General features: G+C 63.7%; 20 protein-coding genes and 1 tRNA gene. 13 read left to right on the top strand and 8 right to left on the bottom strand.

From position 1 onward, the window contains the following. Positions 1-11 precede the first annotated feature (11 nt). The gene (locus AC2FMN_RS04575; protein WP_496686624.1) at positions 12-611 is read right to left on the bottom strand and encodes a 2-hydroxychromene-2-carboxylate isomerase; all 600 of its coding nucleotides are present in this window, start codon (positions 609-611) and stop codon (positions 12-14) included. A 134-nt stretch (positions 612-745) separates the two neighbouring features. Beyond that, positions 746-2,404, bottom strand: coding sequence for a cytochrome c oxidase subunit I (gene ctaD / locus AC2FMN_RS04570; RefSeq protein WP_496682160.1), 1,659 nt, complete (start codon positions 2,402-2,404; stop codon positions 746-748). Between the two features lie 292 nt (positions 2,405-2,696). Here ctaD and AC2FMN_RS04565 point away from each other — a divergent pair, with 292 nt between their 5' ends. After that, the gene (locus tag AC2FMN_RS04565; RefSeq protein WP_496686622.1) at positions 2,697-3,116 is read left to right on the top strand and encodes an HIT family protein; all 420 of its coding nucleotides are present in this window, start codon (positions 2,697-2,699) and stop codon (positions 3,114-3,116) included. Between the two features lie 8 nt (positions 3,117-3,124). On the opposite strand, the gene AC2FMN_RS04560 is transcribed toward AC2FMN_RS04565, so the two are convergent. Further along, positions 3,125-3,538, bottom strand: a complete 414-nt coding sequence (locus tag AC2FMN_RS04560; RefSeq protein WP_496686620.1) for a MerR family transcriptional regulator — start codon at positions 3,536-3,538, stop codon at positions 3,125-3,127. An 80-nt stretch (positions 3,539-3,618) separates the two neighbouring features. Between AC2FMN_RS04560 and AC2FMN_RS04555 the strand changes: the two genes are divergently transcribed. Then, a complete protein-coding gene (locus tag AC2FMN_RS04555) occupies positions 3,619-4,545 on the top strand; it encodes a cation diffusion facilitator family transporter (RefSeq protein ID WP_496686618.1) in 927 nt (308 codons plus the stop codon). 334 nt (positions 4,546-4,879) lie between these two features. Here AC2FMN_RS04555 and lipB read toward each other — a convergent pair whose 3' ends face one another. Both lipB and AC2FMN_RS04545 read right to left on the bottom strand, forming a co-directional pair. Next, on the bottom strand, positions 4,880-5,539 hold the full coding sequence (gene lipB / locus AC2FMN_RS04550; protein WP_496682149.1) for a lipoyl(octanoyl) transferase LipB: 660 nt from the start codon (positions 5,537-5,539) through the stop codon (positions 4,880-4,882). A 38-nt stretch (positions 5,540-5,577) separates the two neighbouring features. Then, positions 5,578-6,237, bottom strand: a complete 660-nt coding sequence (locus tag AC2FMN_RS04545; RefSeq protein WP_496682148.1) for a DsbA family oxidoreductase — start codon at positions 6,235-6,237, stop codon at positions 5,578-5,580. A 141-nt stretch (positions 6,238-6,378) separates the two neighbouring features. On the opposite strand from AC2FMN_RS04545, the gene AC2FMN_RS04540 reads away from it, so the two are divergent. The 6 genes from AC2FMN_RS04540 to AC2FMN_RS04515 all read left to right on the top strand — a co-directional run bounded on the left by AC2FMN_RS04540 (position 6,379) and on the right by AC2FMN_RS04515 (position 10,692). After that, positions 6,379-6,465 (top strand) — tRNA-Leu (locus AC2FMN_RS04540). A gap of 236 nt (positions 6,466-6,701) precedes the next feature. Beyond that, positions 6,702-7,709 (top strand): tRNA dihydrouridine(20/20a) synthase DusA, encoded by a 1,008-nt coding sequence (dusA, locus tag AC2FMN_RS04535; RefSeq protein ID WP_496686616.1) that lies wholly within the window; start codon positions 6,702-6,704, stop codon positions 7,707-7,709. A gap of 33 nt (positions 7,710-7,742) precedes the next feature. After that, positions 7,743-8,567: a sulfite exporter TauE/SafE family protein gene (locus AC2FMN_RS04530; protein ID WP_496686614.1), complete on the top strand. Its 825-nt coding sequence runs from the start codon at positions 7,743-7,745 to the stop codon at positions 8,565-8,567. Then, positions 8,561-9,346: a hypothetical protein gene (locus AC2FMN_RS04525; protein ID WP_496686613.1), complete on the top strand. Its 786-nt coding sequence runs from the start codon at positions 8,561-8,563 to the stop codon at positions 9,344-9,346. The genes AC2FMN_RS04530 and AC2FMN_RS04525 overlap by 7 nt, the downstream gene beginning before the upstream one ends. Before the next feature lie 33 nt (positions 9,347-9,379). Continuing rightward, the gene (locus tag AC2FMN_RS04520; protein WP_496686611.1) at positions 9,380-10,108 is read left to right on the top strand and encodes a SpoIIAA family protein; all 729 of its coding nucleotides are present in this window, start codon (positions 9,380-9,382) and stop codon (positions 10,106-10,108) included. Positions 10,109-10,449: 341 nt separating this feature from the next. Beyond that, positions 10,450-10,692: a hypothetical protein gene (locus AC2FMN_RS04515; protein ID WP_496686610.1), complete on the top strand. Its 243-nt coding sequence runs from the start codon at positions 10,450-10,452 to the stop codon at positions 10,690-10,692. Here the strand turns inward: AC2FMN_RS04515 and AC2FMN_RS04510 are convergent. From AC2FMN_RS04510 to ccmI, 3 genes are read right to left on the bottom strand one after another with little or no spacing between them, the layout of a single operon-like run. After that, on the bottom strand, positions 10,687-10,920 hold the full coding sequence (locus AC2FMN_RS04510; RefSeq protein WP_496686609.1) for a DUF1289 domain-containing protein: 234 nt from the start codon (positions 10,918-10,920) through the stop codon (positions 10,687-10,689). The two genes, AC2FMN_RS04515 and AC2FMN_RS04510, sit on opposite strands and share 6 nt — an antisense overlap. A 17-nt stretch (positions 10,921-10,937) precedes the next feature. Then, the gene (gene ruvX, locus AC2FMN_RS04505; RefSeq protein ID WP_149774785.1) at positions 10,938-11,402 is read right to left on the bottom strand and encodes a Holliday junction resolvase RuvX; all 465 of its coding nucleotides are present in this window, start codon (positions 11,400-11,402) and stop codon (positions 10,938-10,940) included. Beyond that, the gene (ccmI, locus tag AC2FMN_RS04500; protein WP_496686607.1) at positions 11,399-12,628 is read right to left on the bottom strand and encodes a c-type cytochrome biogenesis protein CcmI; all 1,230 of its coding nucleotides are present in this window, start codon (positions 12,626-12,628) and stop codon (positions 11,399-11,401) included. The genes ruvX and ccmI overlap by 4 nt, the downstream gene beginning before the upstream one ends. A gap of 176 nt (positions 12,629-12,804) precedes the next feature. On the opposite strand from ccmI, the gene AC2FMN_RS04495 reads away from it, so the two are divergent. The 5 genes from AC2FMN_RS04495 to AC2FMN_RS04475 all read left to right on the top strand — a co-directional run bounded on the left by AC2FMN_RS04495 (position 12,805) and on the right by AC2FMN_RS04475 (position 18,836). After that, positions 12,805-14,049 carry a sarcosine oxidase subunit beta family protein gene (locus AC2FMN_RS04495; RefSeq protein ID WP_496686605.1) on the top strand — a complete coding sequence of 415 codons (1,245 nt, stop codon included), beginning with the start codon at positions 12,805-12,807 and terminating at the stop codon, positions 14,047-14,049. Continuing rightward, the gene (locus AC2FMN_RS04490; protein WP_496686603.1) at positions 14,049-14,846 is read left to right on the top strand and encodes an FkbM family methyltransferase; all 798 of its coding nucleotides are present in this window, start codon (positions 14,049-14,051) and stop codon (positions 14,844-14,846) included. The genes AC2FMN_RS04495 and AC2FMN_RS04490 overlap by 1 nt, the downstream gene beginning before the upstream one ends. 19 nt (positions 14,847-14,865) lie before the next feature. Then, positions 14,866-15,195, top strand: a complete 330-nt coding sequence (locus AC2FMN_RS04485) for a sarcosine oxidase subunit delta (protein ID WP_496686601.1) — start codon at positions 14,866-14,868, stop codon at positions 15,193-15,195. A gap of 67 nt (positions 15,196-15,262) precedes the next feature. Next, positions 15,263-18,277, top strand: a complete 3,015-nt coding sequence (locus AC2FMN_RS04480; RefSeq protein ID WP_496686599.1) for a sarcosine oxidase subunit alpha family protein — start codon at positions 15,263-15,265, stop codon at positions 18,275-18,277. Further along, complete coding sequence (locus AC2FMN_RS04475; protein ID WP_496686597.1) at positions 18,270-18,836, top strand: sarcosine oxidase subunit gamma; 567 nt, start codon at positions 18,270-18,272, stop codon at positions 18,834-18,836. The genes AC2FMN_RS04480 and AC2FMN_RS04475 overlap by 8 nt, the downstream gene beginning before the upstream one ends. Positions 18,837-18,874 lie beyond the last annotated feature (38 nt).

Here is an 18,874-nt window from a genome sequence, read left to right as displayed (position 1 = left end):
GATGGGCAATTTCACACGACATGCCCGACCCGCGCCCACGAGAGCGCGTCTTCCAGCCGGTCATCGCCCCAGAACACTTCGCCACCCACGACAAAGCTTGGGGCGCCGAAAATGCCCAGGCGGATGGCGGTGTCGGTTTCGGCCTGCAGCGCGGCCTCGGCCTGCGGGGTGCGGGCGCGGGCCAGTACCGGCAACGGGTCCTGCTGACAGCGGAAAAGCGCCTCGGAGATGGCCTGCTCGCTGCCGGCCTCGACCCCCTCTTCGAACCAGATCCGGTACAGCGCCTGGGTAAAGCCCTTGCCCCAGCCTTCGGACATGCCCAGCAGCGCGACCTGATTGGCCAGCTCCAGATCCGAGATTGGATAGGGCGCGGGCAGGCGCGCATGGATGTGGTACTTGGACGCCCTGCGCTGGATATCGCGCCACATATAGGCCGATTTCACGGGTTTGCCCGCAAAGGGAATGTTTCGCTGTTCGGACATCACGGCCCGCACGTTGAACGGGCGCCATTTGACCGTCGCGCCGTTTTCCTCGCACCACGCGTCCAAGCGCATGATGGTCAGGAAGCTGTAGGTGCTGCCGATCGAGTACCAAAAATCAATATCGGCCATGGCATCCCCCGAGGTTGCCGCAGTTGTCGGGCAGGGACCAGATTACCCGATTTTTACCAATCTGGCGATGGCGGCCGTGGGGGCAAAGAAAAACCCCGCCGAAATGGCGGGGTTTTGTTATTTTGAAACCGGGGTTAGTGCGCGTGGCTCTTGTCCCAGTCTTCCTGCTTGGGCAGCTGCTCGAACGTATGCTCGGGCGGCGGCGAGGGCAGGGTCCATTCCAGCGTGTCCGCGTATTCGTTCCACGGGTTCGGGCGCGTTTCCTTGGCACCACGGAACAGGGCGTAGAACACGATGCCGAAGAACAGCAGGAACGAAGCGAACGAGATGAACGCACCGATCGACGAGACGAAGTTCCACTGGGCGAATGCCTCTGGGTAGTCGATGTAACGGCGCGGCATGCCCTGACGGCCCAGGAAGTGCTGCGGGAAGAAGGTCAGGTTTGCACCGATGAAGAACATCCAGAAGTGCACCTTGCCCCAGAACTCCGAGTACTGACGGCCCGTCATCTTCGAGAAGTAGAAGTACACGCCTGCAAAGATGGCAAAGACTGCGCCCAAGCTCATCACGTAGTGGAAGTGCGCGACGACATAGTAGGTGTCGTGATAGGCGCGGTCGATACCGGCCTGCGACAGAACCACACCGGTCACACCGCCGACGGTGAACAGGAACAGGAAGCCGAAGGCGAACAGCATCGGCGTCTTGAACTCGATCGAGCCGCCCCACATGGTGGCGATCCACGAGAACACCTTCACGCCCGTCGGAACCGCGATGACCATCGTGGCCAGCATGAAGTAGGCCTGCTGACGCAGCGACATGCCGACGGTGTACATGTGGTGTGCCCACACGACGAAGCCCAGCACGCCGATTGCGATGATCGCCCAGACCATCGGCAGATAGCCAAAGATCGGCTTGCGCGAGAAGGTGGCGATCACGTGGCTGATGATGCCGAAGCCGGGCAGGATCACGATGTACACTTCGGGGTGACCGAAGAACCACAGGATGTGCTGATACAGAACGGGGTCACCGCCACCGGCCGGGTCAAAGAAGGTGAAGCCGAAGTTGCGGTCCATCAGCAGCATGGTGATCGCGCCCGCCAGAACCGGCAGCGACAGCAGAATCAGCCACGAGGTGACGAAGATCGACCAGCTGAACAGCGGCACCTTGAACAGGGTCATGCCCGGGGCACGCATGTTCAGGAAAGTGGTGATCATGTTGATCGCGCCGAGGATCGAGGAGGCGCCCGATACGTGCACGGCAAAGATCGCCAGGTCCATGGACATGCCGCCTTCGGTCGTCGACAACGGCGGGTACAGAACCCAGCCCACGCCCGAGCCGGCTTGGTCGTTGCCTCCGGGGGCCAGCAGCGAAGCGATGCCCAGCGAGGTGCCGGCGACATACAGCCAGAAGGACAGGTTGTTCATCCGCGGGAAGGCCATGTCCGGCGCACCGATCTGCAACGGCATGAAATAGTTGCCGAAACCGCCGAACAGCGCGGGGATGACCACGAAGAACATCATCAGAACACCGTGATAGGTGATCATCACGTTCCAAAGGTGTCCGTTCGGGGTGCAGGGATCGGCCATGAAGCCTTCCAGGCACATGTACTGAACGCCCGGATGCATCAGTTCTAGCCGCATGTAGATGGTCATCGCGACCGAGATGAACCCGGCAAAGGCCGAGAAGATCAGGTAAAGGATCCCGATATCCTTGTGGTTGGTCGACATGAACCACCGGGTAAAGAACCCGCGCTGGTCTTCATGATCGTGACCATGAATGGCTGCGTCTGCCATTTAGGTGCCTCCTGTTGCAAATAGACCGCGCAGCCGGACCTCTCCGGCGCGCGGGATTCCTGCTGGTTTTAGAATGCAAGGGGGCGGCCTTCAATGGCCGAGTTTGATCTGGATCAAGAATAATTGTCGCGGGGCAAGAGGCCACCCACACGAATTTGGCCCTGACCAGGCGGTAGCTGGGGATGATCGGGTGAATTGCAAGGGCTGGGGCTGCCCGAGGGCGGAATCGCGCCTTGACCCGCCGCGGGCTTGGCCGCAGAACAACACCCAGCCCCATTGCCGGAGACCTGTCATGTCCACTTATGATCCCGAAAACATCTTTGCCAAGATCCTGCGGGGCGAGATCCCCTCGACCCGTGTGTACGAAGATGGTGAAACGCTGGCCTTCATGGACATCATGCCGCGCGCCGACGGGCATCTGCTGGTGATCCCCAAGACCCCCTGCCGCAACATCCTTGACGCCACCCCCGCGCAATTGGCCGCAGTCATGGCCACCGTGCAGAAACTGGCGCGCGCCGTCATGAAAGCCTTTGACGCCGACGGAGTAACCGTCCAGCAATTCAACGAGACCGCAGGCGGGCAAGAGGTGTTTCACCTGCATTTCCATGTTCTTCCGCGCCGTGAAGGCCTGCCCATGCGGCCGCCGGGCAAGATGGGCGATTTGGACGAAATCGCCGCGCATGCCGAGCGGATCCGGGCGGCGCTGGACTGATCCGGCGCTCAGTGCGGCCCTGAACAGTCGTCATGGGCGCCAAAGGCGTGCAGAACCGCGCAGACATGATCGTGCTGCCCGTCACAGGCAGTGGCGATCCGGGCCAGTTCGGACTCGAGCCTTTGCAACTTGCCGATGCGTTCCCGCAGATCATGCAACTGCCGCCGTGCGATCTCGTGCGCCCGGTTCAGGTCGTCGCCCTGCGCGCCCTCGAGCGACAGCAGTGCCTCGACATCGGCCAGCGGCAGTCCAAGGTCGCGCGTGTGGCGGATGAAGCGCAGGCGGTCCAGTGCCGCCTCGTCATAGCGCCGCTGATTGCCCGCTGTGCGTTCCGGTTGCGGCAGCAGGCCCTTGTCTTCGTAGAACCGGATGGTGGGCACCTTGACGCCCGTGCGGCGCGACAGTTCTCCGATCGTGTACATTTTCGGCCCCCCCCCCCCTTGAACCTCTTGTCACTAGAGGAATTAGGTGTTGGTCATGACCCAGACAAGGACCGATTTCCATGGCGCAAAAACACGACCACGGGCATCATCACCACCAGATCGACCCAAGCACGGGGGATGCGCGGGTGGCCTGGGCCATCGCCGTCAACCTGGCCCTGACGCTGGCTCAGATCGTCGGCGGCATTCTGTCCGGGTCGCTGGCGTTGATCGCCGACGCGCTGCACAATTTCTCGGACGCGGTCGCACTGATCATTGCGTTCTTCGCCCGCAGGATCGCGCGCCGCCCGTCAGACCCCCGCATGAGTTTCGGCTATGGTCGGGCCGAGGTGGTGGCAGCTCTGGTCAACTATACCACGCTGGTCGTGCTGGCGATCTACCTGATGTACGAAGGCGTGATGCGTATCGTTCAGCCCGAGCCCATCGACGGCTGGATCGTGGTCTGGATCGCGGTGCTGGCCTTTATCGTCGATGCGGTCACCGCGCTTTTGACCTTTTCGATGGCCAAAACCAGCATGAACATCCGGGCGGCCTTCCTGCACAACCTTGCCGATGCCCTGGGGTCGGTGGCGGTGATCCTGGCCGGCAGCGCCGTGATCTTGTTCGGCTGGACCTGGGTCGACCCGGCCGTGACGATCCTGATCGCGTTCTACATCCTGTGGCACGTCAAGGCGGAAATCACCGGGGTGATCCGCGTTCTGATGCTGGGCGCGCCGCCCGGGCTGGACCCCGAGCAGGTCGCCGCCGCCATCGAGGAGGCCGAGGGCGTCGACGGCGTGCACCATGTCCATCTGTGGAGCATGCAGGAGCGCGAGCCGGCCCTGACCGCGCATCTGGTCATCGCGGCCAACGCTTGGCCCGCGGCCGAGCGCATCCGCGCTTCGGTCAGGCAGATCTTGCAGGAGCGATTTGCCATTGGCCACACGACGCTCGAGATGGAACGGACCGGGCGGGGTTGCGAGACCCCGCCGCGGTTCGGGCATGATTGACGGTAGGGCTTGAAACGAGAATTATTGAAGGTTGGGCCTGAAACGAGAATTGCCGTTCCGATTTGGGGTCGGAACGGCAGACTCGTAACCAAACACTTGATCGATTTTCGCGGGCTGGCCGCGATCACCGGTTAACATACCACTCACTCTTGAACGGTCTCTTCATAATACCTCAGACTGAGGCCATTGTGTGAACCGAAAGTGGTGTTTGGGTTAATTAACCCTGATTTTTAGACACATTTGGGAAAAAGCCGTCTGCTTTGCGAAACAGCGGCCACGTGACAAAGGCATTGTTGTTGCCCTGTGTCACTATCCGGCATGCCGGTGCCGAGAATCACCCGGCGGGTGCTGCTTCGAAAACCTCGTCGAAGGTTTTGCGCAAGGCGACATCAACATCGGCCATCGTCACGGGCAGGCCCAGATCCACAAGCGATGTCACGCCATATTCCCGGATGCCGCAGGGTACGATGCCCGAAAAATGCTCCAGGTCCGGTTCGACATTGATCGAGATCCCGTGGAAACTGATCCATTTGCGCAGGCGGATCCCTATGGCGGCGATCTTGTCCTCGGCCGGTTTGCCCGACGCGGTCAGGGGCTTGTCCTTGCGCGGCACCCAAACGCCGACGCGGCCTTCGCGGATTTCTCCGTGGACATTGAACTCACCCAGAGCGGCGATCACCCAAGCCTCCAGCTGCTTGACGAAGCGGCGCACGTCATGGCCACGTCTGCCGACATCCAGCATGACATAGACCACCCGCTGGCCGGGCCCGTGATAGGTGTATTCGCCCCCGCGCTTGCTGGGATAGACCGGAAAACGGTCGGGGTCCGTCAGGTCTTCGGGCTTGGCCGAGGTCCCGGCGGTGTACAGCGGCGGGTGTTCCAGCAGCCAGATGCACTCGTCCGCCTGTCCGGCGGCGATTTCGGCCACGCGCGCCTCCATGAAGTCGACGGCGGCGTCATAGTCGGTCAGCCCGTCTGTGATCTTCCATTCCATGCGTGCCTCTTACCCCGGTTCCCGGCGAAGGGAAAGCGTCAGGCGGCCTCGGACAGGCAGCGTCTCAGCACCTGGGCGTAGGTGTCCGGGCCTTGCGCGCCCGTCAGCAGGTATTTCCCGCCGAAGACCATGGCGGGAACGCCGCTGATGCCGCGGCTTGTCCAGAATTGCTGTTTCTGACGGACGGGTCCCGCATGCGCGCCCGAGGTCAGCGCTGCGCGGGCCGCATCGCCGTCCAGCCCGACGGACCGGGCCGCATCCACCAGAACCTGGGTGTCCGAGACATCCTTCTGATCGGTGAAATATGCGCTGAACAATGCCAGCTTAAGCGGGTGCTGGCGCCCTTGCTCTTCGGCCCAGTCCAACAGCTGATGAGCGGCGAAGGTGTTCACGATGCGACTGTCATCAGTGAAATTGAAGGCAAAGCCCAGATCGGACCCCAGCGCCTTCAGCTGTGCGCGCGCCTGTTGGCTTTGCGCGACGGTAGTGCCGTATTTTTCGATGATATGATCGCGCAGATTCTGGCCCTCGGGTCCCATTGCCGGGTTCAGCTCGAACGGATGCCAGCGCAACCGGGCCTGGACGCCCTCGCGCGTCAGGGCCTGATCGAGTTGCAGAAATCCGACGATGCACCAGGGACACACGACGTCCGACACGATGTCGATCTGTACGGTGGGGCGAGGGTCGAGCGAAGTCATGTCAAGCTCCTGTCGGGCTGGTCGTCGGTTTCCAGATGGCACAGATATGGTCGAAACAGGGGATTTCCAATGCGGTTGTTTTTGCCTCTTCACATCCATTCGCCAAACGTCTATACGCCGCCGTACCAAGTCATTGGCAGTGCGGTCGTGGCGGAATTGGTAGACGCGCAGCGTTGAGGTCGCTGTGGGGTAACTCCCGTGGAAGTTCGAGTCTTCTCGACCGCACCAATCTCGATACACCAATCATCTTTGCCGCGACATTGTTGGGCTGATCGCTTTCAGCTGCCTTAGGCTTGGCGTTTGCGGTCGATACGGCTTACTGCTGAACATCCTCCAGAAGCGGCAGTGTCCTGTCGGCTCGGGTGTGCTACACGATGGCAACGCAGAATCGAAAACCGCCGAATTCGCCAGAAATCTGGGGTGGCCGTGCTGTATACGGGTGACGGAAATTTGGAGCGAACGCTTTGAAAAATAACGCACAAAAAGCGGCGCGTTTAAGCGTGGCGCCCATGATGGACTGGACAGATCGTCATTGCCGGTACCTGCACAGACTGCTGAGTTCCAATGCGCTTCTCTATACCGAGATGGTGACCGCGCCCGCTCTTGTCCGAGGTGGGGCGCTTCACCTGCTGGAGTTCAGCCCTGAAGAACACCCCGTGGCCCTGCAACTGGGCGGGTCCGACCCCGAGGAACTGGCGCAGGCCGCCATGTTGGGGGCCGAGGCGGGGTATGACGAGATCAATTTGAATTGCGGATGCCCGTCCGACCGGGTGCAGTCGGGCACCTTCGGCGCGGTCTTGATGAAGGACCCGGCGCGCGTGGCGGATTGTGTCGCGGCGTTGCGCGCGGCCGTGCGCGTCGAGGTGACGGTGAAATGCCGCATCGGAGTGGACGAGCAAACCCCCGAGGAGGTGCTGCCCGACTTTCTGGAGAGGATTCGAGCCGCCGGATGCCAGCGCGTCACGATCCACGCCCGCAAGGCTTGGCTGCAGGGGCTGAGCCCCAAGGAAAACCGCGATATCCCGCCGCTGGACTATGACCTGGTGCATCGGATGAAGGCCGCGTTTCCCGACATGCACATCTCGATCAACGGGGGGATCGCGTCTCTGGCCGAGGCGCGCGCGCATCTGGAGGCCGGACTGGACGGGGTGATGATCGGGCGGGCCGCCTATCACCAACCCACCGACATTCTGGCCGAGGCCGATCCGCTGATCTTTGGCACCGGGGCTGCCGCCGATCCGGTGGACGTCGTGCATAAGATGCTACCCTATATCGATCGACACCTTGCCGCGGGGGGGCGGTTGCACCAGATCACCCGGCACATGCTGGGTCTGTTCGCGGGCCGACCGGGCGCGCGGGGGTGGCGACGGGCCCTGTCGGAAGGGGCGGTCCGGGACCATGCCGGTCCCGAGGTCGTTTTGGAGGCGCTGGCCCGCGTGGCTCCGGACGCCGTCGCGGCACAGGCAATTTGACAGGGCCGAAGGGCCGCAATCCAAGGGGGACGGATGCCCGAGACTTTTTTGCTGGTCCAGATGCTGGGCCTGTTGCTTGTGATCGGAGCGCTGGCCGGGGTGTTGGCGGGCCTGCTGGGCGTGGGCGGAGGGATCGTTCTGGTGCCCGCGTTCTTCTATACGTTCCAGACATTGGGCTATGGCGGCCCGCAACTGATGCAGATGTGCCTGGCGACCTCACTAGCCACGATCATCGTGACCTCTGTCCGCTCGGTCCTGAGTCACAACAAGAAAGGCGCGGTGGATTGGCAGATCCTGCGCGGCTGGGGGCCGGGGATCGCTGCGGGGGCCATCTTGGGCGTCATGGTCGCGTCCGCCCTACGGAACGAGGCGCTGCAGGCCTTGTTTGGCATTCTCGGCATCTGCATCGGGGCCTATCTGGGCCTCGGAAAATCCGAATGGCGGCTGGGCGATGCCATGCCCGGCGGGCTGCGGCGATTGCTGATTTCCCCGATGGTCGGGTTTCTGTCGGTTTTGATGGGGATCGGCGGGGGCAGTTTCGGCGTGCCGCTGATGAGCCTGTACAACACGCCCATTCACCGGGCCGTCGCAACCGCAGCCGGGTTCGGCGTCATCATCGCGGTGCCGTCGGTCATCGGCTTCCTGTTCCTGCCCATCGCGCCGGACTATCGCCCGCCATTCACAATCGGGGCCGTCAACCTGATCGCTTTTGGCGTGGTCGTTGCCATGACCATGATCACCGCGCCCTGGGGCGTGAAGCTGGCCCATGCGATGGATCCCAAACCGCTTAAACGCGTCTTTGCGGTCTTTCTGACCCTCGTGGCGTTGAACATGCTGCGCAAGGCCTTGGGGTGGTGAGGCCATTCTGGGCGCGCGGGTGGGAGGTTTTCCCGGCCGAGCTCTCCGTCGCCGACTGGGTGGCGCATGCGCTGCCCGCCGCCCGTGCGGCGATGCGGGACCCGGCCCATCTCCACTGGCTTGACTGTGAAGAGACGTGGTTCATCGGCGTCGATGCCCTGCCCAACGACGTGGCGGGGCGGGTTGGCGGCTCGGAGCCGTTGGGCGGCGCGGCGCTTGACTTCCTGCGCGCGCAATACGGTCCGGTCGCGCTGCACCCAGGGCAGGTCTCGGTGGTCTACCCGGGCTATCCACGTCCGCGCCGCGGCGAAAGCGAAGCCGCCGCCCGATACCGGGCCCGGCGCGATGGGGCCCATGTGGACGGGCTCAAACCCAATGGGCCGGATCGGCGCCGCCATATCGACGAGCCGCACGCCTGGATTCTGGGGCTGCCGTTGACAGCGGCCAGCGCCGATGCGGCGCCGCTGGTCGTCTGGGATGGCAGCCACCGGATCATGCAGGCGGCGTTTCGCCGGGTATTGGCCGGCGTCGCGCGCGCGGATTGGGCAATGGTAGACATCACCGAAGCCTATCAGGACGCCCGCCGAGAGGTGTTCGAAACCTGCCTGCGGATCGAGATCCCGGCCCGGCCGGGAGAGGCCATCGCACTGCACAGGCATTGTCTGCACGGGGTGGCCCCCTGGCGTGACGGAGCAACGGCCGGACCCGACGGACGGATGGTCGCCTATTTCCGGCCTGAACTGGCCGGCGGTGTGGCCGAATGGATCGAAACGCCGTAACCTCGGGCCATTCTCTAATTTGGAGGGCATTCGATGATTACGATTCACAAGACGTCTGACGGTGCACTGCTTGAGATCGAATTGACGGGCGAAGTCACCAGTGCCGATTATACCAACTCCTTGGTTCCCGCGATTGAAGCTGCGCTGCAAGAGCACGACCAGGTCCGGATGCTGGTGATCGTCGGCCCCGACTTCGAAGGTTATGACCTTGGCGCCGCGTGGGAGGACACCAAGCTGGGCCTCAGCCATTGGCGCGGGTTCGACCGGATCGCGGTGGTCACCAACAAAGCTTGGGTGAAGACCAGCGCGCGGCTCGCGGCTCCGCTGATGCCATGCCCTGTGCAGGTGTTCGAGATGTCGCATCTGGACGAGGCGCGCTTGTGGCTGCGCGAGTCCCTCGGGGCCATTCACGTCGTCGATCTGGGCACGCCTTGTGTGCAGATCAGCCTGTTGGGCAAGGTGGACCCCAGGGAATACGAAGAGGCCGAGCAGCGCCTGGACACGTTGCTGAGCCAGAAGGAGGGCTTCCGTCTGCTGATCGATCTGCGCGAGTTCGACGGCTGGCAGGGCCTGTCGGCGCTCGCGGCGCATTTCCGTCTGGCGCGCAATCATATCGGCATGCTGGACCGGGCCGCCATCGTGGGCGACAAGGCCTGGCAGCACATGGCGCAGCGCGTCGCGCGGCACATCCTGGGCACACGTACCCAGTATTTCCCGTCCGAAGCGTATGAAGAGGCCAAGACCTGGCTGTCGTCCGGCTGATCCGCTCGGGGCCGCGATTCGCGGCGCGGCTGATGGGCCTTGATTTGCACCGGCTGACCCTAGGTTACCCCAGGCTGTGCCGAAGGTATTGGATTTGTTACGCTACGTCCGTTTCGCGCACTCGTGGACAGGGGCGCGCGTGCAAGCGCCCGGACTTGAAGGATTTTTTGTCCTGTTGGACAAATTTTTGCGTTTCGCGGCGGGGTTTTCCCCCTTATTCAAAGCTACTCGACACGGTAGGAATAGGTCGCTGCTGCAATCTATCCGTGTGTTTCGGTATAGGCCTTGCCCCGCGGGGGTGGCTGGATCGCAACGGCGCCGAGCTGTTCAAGGGGGCTGTCATGCGACTGTTCAAACTGTTTTCCGGCAAGGTCAAAACCAAGCGCCGTTCCTCGGTGGACACGTCTCAGGTCGACGCCGCGGCGGAAGTCCGAGCAAAAACCAACCGTGCCGAGATCACACGACTTTTCCAGCGGGAACTCTTGGCCAAAAAGGCGGGCGACAGAGTGACCAATCGGCAAATGGCCGCCGTGCGCGAGGCAAAATCCTTAAAAAAAGGCTCTGACGGGACGATGGCCTTATGACCGGACCAGCCGGGCTGCGCGCCCGCCGCGCCGTTTGGCCAGGCGGGGCTTACGGCTGGGCAGCTCTTCCATGATGGCGGCGCGTTCGGTGCTGTCCATCTTCGACCAGCGAGAGATCTCGTCCATGGTGCGGTAGCAGCCGGTGCAGATCCTCTCGGTCGGATGCACCACGCAGATCTGCACGCAGGGGCTTTCGACCTCGTTCCGTTTCCAGATCATGTTCGTCATGCGCGGTCTCCGACCCGTTACAGAAAGCGCAGCCTGTCCAGCGCCCCTTGCAGAATATACCCCGCCGCGACGTGATCGATCACCTGTCCGCGACGTTTTCGTGTCGTATCCGCCTCCAACAGTGCCTTTTCCGCCGCAACCGTGCTCAGGCGTTCATCCCAGAATCCGATTGGAATATCGGTTAGCTGCGACAGGTTGCGCGCAAAGGCGCGGGTGGATTGGCACCGCGGTCCCTCGGACCCGTCCATGTTGCGCGGCAGGCCCAGGACGATCCCGCCGATTTCCCGGTCGGTCGCGATTTCCAAAAGGCGCGCAGAGTCGAGCTTGAATTTCTTGCGCCGCACGGTTTCCAGCGGGCTGGCCACGCCGCGCATCCGGTCCGACACGGCGACGCCGATGGTCTTTTCGCCCAGATCCAGCCCCATCAGTGCCTGCATCGGGGGCAGGGCGGCGGCAAACTCCTCGAACCCGTCGTGGATCATTGCGCGATCCCAGCCCGGCGGGCGGCCGAGGCGATCATCTCCAGCGCCTCGGGGTTGTCGGCGAACTTGGCCAGCGCCTCGTCGCGGATCGCGCTGGCGCGTTCGGTTTCGCCCAGAACACCCAGCGCCGAGATCAGCCGCGCCCATTCCTGAGGTGAGCCGCCCTCGGTCGCCAGTCTGTCGGATAGCCCGTCAACCATGCCGCGGATCATCTCCTGCCGTTCTTCGGCCGTCATCTCGGCGGCGGCCTCCATGTCGGCCTGGCTGGGGCCGGGGGCCGCCGGAGCGGTCGAAAGATCGGGGGCGTTGAACACGCCGGCGCGCCAGGCCAGATCGTCGATCTGGGCGCGGATCGCCTGCGCCCAAGGTGACTGAGGCGGCGAACTGCGCAGCGTATCCGCCCACACCCGATAGGCCAGATCGGGTCGGCCGATCTGGGCCAGCATCTGCCCCCAGTAATACCGCGCCGGGCCGTGGTTGGGGGCGCGTTTCAAGGCTTCGCGCAGGGCGTCCTCGGCCTCGGGCGAGACATAGCCGCCGGCCGCAAGGATCAGCATCTCGGCCAGGTTCGAATAGGCATCCGCAGGGGCATCCGCGCCCGACAGCTCGATGACCTTTTTCTGCGCCTCGTACCCGGCCTTGAAGTTGCCGGCATTGGTTTCATGCTGGGCCAGCAGCATGTGCCCCTGCAGGTCGTCGGGGCGGCTTGCCACTGTTTCGCGCAATTGGTCCAGCAGCTTGGCATAGCTTTCTTCCAGCTGGGGCGGCTCGACCGGGGGGGCGGCCCTTTCGGCCTCGGCTTGGCTGGGGCGGTTTTCGCGCAAGTCGTCGGCCATTTCCAGGCGGGCCGACAGCGGTTGATCGGGGTAACCAGCAGCGCCAAGTTGTCGATACAACGCCAGGGCGCCGCCCACCAGCAGCAGGGCCAGAACCACCGGTGCCGCCACGCGCATCACCCGTGACGGGCCGGATACTGTCGCGGCCGCCTGCATCTGCGCGTCCGCGGCCAGAATGCGGCGCGAGATCTCGGTCCGTACCCGCTCGGCATCGGCCTGGTCGATCACGCCGCGGGCCAAGTCACGGTCCACGCTGGCCAGCTGTTCGCGGTAGACGCGCAGGTCATAGGCCGCCGCCGGTTCTTCCCGGCGGCGTTCCCGCAGCATGCCATAGGCCAAAAAGACCGCGATCAGCAGCGCGAACAAGATGAGCAGAACCCAGAACGTCATGGTCCCTCCGACAATGGTTGCCCTGACTTAGACCTGCTTGCGGTCCGACAAAAGGGACAAAAGGCCGCGAATGGCCTACATGTCGCAATAGTGCGATATTGCGGCGCTGCATGGCAGGGGTATTCTGCCGCTGCACGGCATATCTTCGGCCAAACACGAACCGGACGGATTCGCTCATGAAACACTATTCAGCCTTTGCTGTGGCGCGCGAGGCGCTGCGCTATCACACCGGATGGGAGCGCGCCTGGCGTTCGCCCGAACCCAAGAAGCGCTATGACGTCATCATCATCGGCGCGGGCGGGCACGGCCTGGCGACGGCGTATTACCTGGGCCGGAACTACGGCATCCAGAACGTTGCGGTGATCGAAAAGGGCTGGCTGGGCGGCGGCAATACTGGCCGGAACACGACCATCATCCGCTCGAACTATCTGCAGGACCCGTCGGCGGCGATCTATGAAAAGTCGCGCGGCCTGTACGAGGATCTGAGCCAGGAGCTGAACTACAACATCATGTTCAGCCCGCGCGGCGTGATGATGCTGGCGCAGACCCAGCACGAGGTGCGCGGCTACAAGCGCACGGCGCACGCCAACGCGCTGCAGGGCGTCAAGACCGAGTGGATCGGACCTGAACGTGTCAAGGAACTGGTACCGATCATCAACATTGACGGCCCGCGCTATCCGGTTCTGGGCGCGCTGTGGCAGGAACGCGGCGGCACCGCGCGCCACGACGCGGTGGCCTGGGGCTATGCCCGGGCCTGCTCGAACATGGGCATGGACATCATCCAGCAATGCGAGGTCACGGCCATCCGCTCGGCCAACGGCCGCGTCACCGGGGTCGAGACGACCAAGGGCGCCATCGAGTGCGACAAGCTGGGCATCGTGGTGGCGGGCCACTCGGGCCAGCTGGCCGAGATGGCGGGCTTCCGCCTACCGGTCGAGGCACTGGCCCTGCAGGCGCTGGTGTCCGAGCCGATCAAGCCCTGCATGGACGTGGTGGTGATGGCCAACACCGTGCATGGCTACATGTCGCAATCCGACAAGGGCGAGATGGTGATCGGCGGCGGCACCGACGGGTTCAACAACTACACCCAGCGCGGTTCGTTCCATCATATCGAGGAAACCGTCCGCGCCCTGGTCGAGACCTTCCCGATGATCTCGCGCCTCAAGATGCTGCGCCAGTGGGGTGGCATCGTGGACATGACCGGCGACCGTTCGCCCATCCTGTCCAAGACGCCGCTGGGCGGTTGCTTCATCAACTGCGGTTGGGGCACCGGCGGGTTCAAGGCCATCCCGGGCTCAGGCTGGGGCATGGCGCAGCTGATGGCCACCGGGCATTCCCCGCTGGCCGAGGCCTTCTCGCTGGACCGGTTCAAAGAGGGCCGTTTCATCGACGAAAGCGTTGCCGCCGGGGTCGCGCATTGATGGACATCCAATCCCTTCCCACCGCCATACCAGACCGGCCGCGCCGCAGCCGGCTTGCGCTGCTGGACTTTCTGCTGGCGTGTTTCGACGCGCAGTCCGACAGCGTTCAGGTGGTGCAGGTCGGGGCCAATGACGGCAAGCTGGATGATCCCATATTGCCGTACTGGTCGAAACCACATTGGAAAGGTGTCCTGATCGAGCCGCACCCGCTGTATTTTTCGGCCCTTGCGTCGCTGCATGCGGCCAATCCGAACGTTAAGCTGGTCAATGCCGCTGTATCGCAGGTTGCGGGCAGCATCACGCTGTATCACCTCGACGAGGCCTATTCCGGTGCCTATCCGGGCTGGTTGCGCGGCTGCGCGTCGCTGGACCGTGGCCGGATGGTGGCCGCAATCGACCGCGCCAACCGCAAGACGGGGGCGGACGTACCCCATTCGGCCGTGGCCGAGACAACCGTCGTCGCGCGGCGGCTGGACGACATTCTGGCCGAAACGGGTGTTTCCGCCGCCGATATCCTCGTGATCGACGTCGAAGGGCACGAACGCTCTGTCCTCGACAGCTTTGATCCCGCACGCCTGGGGCTGTCGCTGGCCATCGTTGAATGCAACGCCGGCGACCCGGCCGAACAGGATGCGATCGTCTCGGCCCTGAACGCGGCCGGGCTGGTCGCATATCGGCTGGCCAACGACATCGTCGCCCTGCGTCCGGGCCGCGTGACCATCCCGATCGAGGCGATGTTCCACTTCAACAACCTTGTTCCGCTGACCGTCCAAGAAACGGTCGAACTGAATCCATGACCAAAGGTGTTTTGACCCGATGCTGATCCTGACCTGCCCCTATTGCGGCGTCGACGCCGAAGAGACCGAACTGACCGCCGGCGGCGAAGCGCATCTGAAACGCTTCGGTCCCGGCTCGTCGGATGACGAGTTCCACGACTATCTGTTCATGCGCGAAAACCCCAAGGGCGTACATTTCGAACGCTGGCGCCACAGCAACGGCTGCGGCAAGTGGTTCCACGCCGCACGGTGCACCGCCACACTCGAGGTGTTCGGCACCTATTCGGCCCAGGTCACCGAGCCGCCGCAGGAGATCCGCGATGCGATCTCGGCCAAACGCCCGGGCTGGAGTTGGAGAGAGTTCTCCTGATGCCCCGCCCATTCAAGAATATTCCCGCCGGAGGCACCATGCCCTCTATCCGCGAAAGGTCCGAAACATGAGCACCCGTCTCGCCAAGCAAGGCCGGCTGATCGACCGGTCGAAACCGGTCACCTTCACTTTCAACGGTACTGCGATGCAGGGCTATCAGGGCGACACGCTGGCGTCGGCCCTGCTGGCCAACGATCAGATGATGGTCGGCCGGTCGTTCAAATACCACCGTCCGCGCGGTGTCGTGGCCAGCGGTGCCGAGGAGCCCAACGCGCTGGTCGGTCTGGGGCAGGGCAACCGTTTCGAACCGAACCAGCGCGCCACCACGACCGAGCTGTTCAATGGCCTGACCGCGATCTCGCAGAACCACTGGCCCAGCCTGGAATACGACATCGGCGCGGTGAACACGGCGCTGGCGCGGTTCCTGCCGGCAGGGTTCTACTACAAGACGTTCATCCACCCCAAACCGTTCTGGAAACATGTGTACGAGCCGTTCATCCGCCAGTCGGCCGGTCTGGGCAAGGCGCCCGACAAGGACAGCCGCGACTCGGATACCTATGAACACTTTTATGCCTTCACTGACATTTTGGTGATCGGCGGCGGTGTTGCGGGCCTGCAGGCGGCCAAAGCCGCAGCGCAATCGGGCGCCAAGGTCATGCTGATCGAACAGACCGCCCATTGGGGTGGCCGCGCGCCTGTCGATGGGGGCACAGTCGACGACGAGCCTGTGGATAAGTTCGTGGAACAATTGGTTTCCGAACTCGAAACAATGAGCAATGTCACCCTGCGGTCGCGCTGCATGGGGGCCGGGGTCTATGATCACGGTTACGTGCTGGGATACGAGCGTCTGACCGACCACAAACCGGGCACCCAAGGCCCGCGCCATCGTCTGTGGCGCATCCGCGCCAAGCAGGTTGTTACGGCGACCGGCGCGATCGAGCGCCCGCTGTCCTTTGCCGGCAATGACGTGCCGGGGGTGATGCTGGCCTCGGCCATGCGCGACTATGTGGTCAACTGGGGCGTGACCCCGGGTGAGCGCGTGATCGTCGCCACCAACAATGACGACGCCTACCGCACCGCGATCATCCTGAAACAGGCGGGTGTGGATGTGTTACGCGTCGTCGATGCCCGTCCCTCGGCCGGGCCGCTGGCGGACGAGGCGCGCAGCCTCGGCATCCGGGTCGACCCCGGCAAGGCCATCGCCAAAGTCAAGGGTGGCAAGCGGGTCAAGAAGGTCGCGATCTGCAACCAGGAAGGCATCGGCGGTGCTCGGGAAGAGGTCGAATGCGATGCGGTCGCCATGTCGGGCGGCTGGTCTCCGGTGGTGCACCTGTGGTCCCATTGCGGCGGCAAGCTGATCTGGGACGAAGCCAACGCCCATTTCCGCCCCGACCCCGACCGTCCGCCACTGGGCGCGGATGGCGCAGGCTTTGTCATGCCGGCGGGGTCGGCCAACGGGCCGCTGGCGTTAGGCGAGGTCCTGGCCGATGCCCACGCCGCGGGCAAGGCCGCGGCCAAGGCAGCCGGGTTCAAGCCGAAGAACACCAAGGCACCGCAGGGCGAGGCCGAGACCGAAGCACCCATGCAGGCCGTCTGGCTGATGCCTGCCAAGGCCGAGGTGCAGCTGCGCATGAAGTCGTGGCTGGACTTCCAGAACGACGTGAAAGTCTCGGACGTACAACTGGCTGCGCGCGAAGGCTATGAGAGCGTCGAACACACCAAGCGTTATACCACGCTGGGCATGGCGACGGATCAGGGTAAGTTGAGCAATATCAATGGCCTGGCGATCCTTGCTGATGCGTTGGAATCCGAGATTCCCAAGGTCGGTACCACCACTTTCCGCCCGCCCTATACGCCCATCTCGATGGGAGCCATCGCGGGTGAGGCGCGCGGCGAGGTTTTCCAGCCGATCCGCCGCACGCCGATGCATGACTGGCATGACCGGAATGGCGCGGATTGGGAGCCGGTGGGCCAGTGGCGGCGCCCCTACGCCTATGTGCGCCCCGGAGAAACCGTGCATGACGCCGTGAACCGCGAGGTCAAGAACACGCGCGAGAACCTCGGTCTGCTGGATGCCTCGACCTTGGGCAAGCTGATCGTCAAGGGGCCGGACGCGGGCAAGTTCCTGGACATGATGTATACCAACATGATGTCCACGCTGAAGGTCGGCAAATGCCGCTATGGCCTGATGTGCTCGGAAAACGGTTTCCTGATCGACGACGGCGTCGTGGCCCGGATCGACGAGGACACGTGGCTGTGCCACACAACCACCGGCGGGGCTGAGCGCATCCATGCCCACATGGAGGAGTGGCTGCAGACCGAGTGGTGGGACTGGAAGGCCTATGTCGCCAACGTGACCGAGCAATACGCTCAGATCGCCGTGGTGGGCCCCAACGCCCGCAAGGTGCTGGAGAAGCTCGGCGGCATGGATGTCAGCAAAGAGGCGCTGCCCTTCATGGAGTGGCGCGACGGCCAGATCGGCGGCTTCGACTGCCGCGCCTACCGCATCTCGTTCTCGGGCGAGCTGTCCTATGAAATCGCGGTGCCCGCCAGCCAGGGTCAGGCCTTCTGGGATGCCCTGATGGAGGCCGGGAAAGAGTTCGGCGTGATGCCCTATGGCACTGAATGTCTGCACATTCTGCGCGCCGAGAAGGGCTTCATCATGATCGGGGACGAGACCGACGGCACCGTGATCCCGCAGGACCTGGGGCTGCACTGGGCGATCTCGAAAAAGAAAGAGGATTTCCTGGGCAAGCGCGCGCAGGAACGCTCTCACATGACCGACCCGGACCGCTGGAAACTGGTGGGTCTCGAGACTGTGGATGGATCGGTTCTGCCCGACGGTGCCTATGCGGTGGGCGAGGGCGTGAATGCCAACGGTCAGCGCAACGTGATCGGGCGCGTCACCTCGACCTATTACTCGGCCAACCTGGGCCGCGGCATCGCCATGGGGCTGGTCAAGAACGGGCCGAACCGCATGGGAGAGGTGATCGAGTTCCCGGGCACCGACGACAAAATCTACAAGGCAAAGATCGTGGACCCTGTGTTCTACGACAAGGACGGGGAGAAGCAGAATGTCTGAACCCATCAGCGCACTGAACCACGCAAGCTATGACGGCATCGCCCGGATCGAGGAATGCGGCCTGCAGGGGATGATCACCCTGCGCGGCGACCTGACCGACAAGGTCGTGATCAAGGCGGTCAAGGACGCCACCGGCCAGAAGATGCCCGGCCAGCGCGAGGCTTTCGTCGATGGCGAAACCGGCGTCTGCTGGATGTCGCCGGACGAGCTGCTGGTGCTTGTCCCCTACGCCGAGGTCGAGGCCAAACTGGCGGCTATGAACAACGCGTTGAGCGGCGTTCACGCGCTGGCGGTCAATGTCTCGGACGCGCGCGCGGTATTCCGGGTTTCCGGCGCTTCGGCGCGCGAGGTGCTGGCCAAGGTGGCGCCCGTCGATCTGTCGCGGGATGCGTTCCAGCCCGGCCAGATCCGCCGCTCGCGGCTGGCGCAGGTGGCCGGCGCCTTCTGGATGGATGGCGAGGATGACTTCCGCGTGGTCTGCTTCCGCTCGGTGGCGGATTACGTCTTCAAGCTGCTCAAGGTGGCGGCGCAGCCCGGCAGCGAAGTCGGGATCTACTGACCAAGGCGGCGGGGGCTCTGCCCCCGTCGCGTTCTGCG

The sequence above is a fragment of the Ruegeria sp. BHSC037 genome (genome assembly GCF_059613045.1).
The sequence above is the reverse complement of the archived record's forward strand: the minus strand, read 5'-3'. Positions and strand labels throughout refer to the sequence as shown.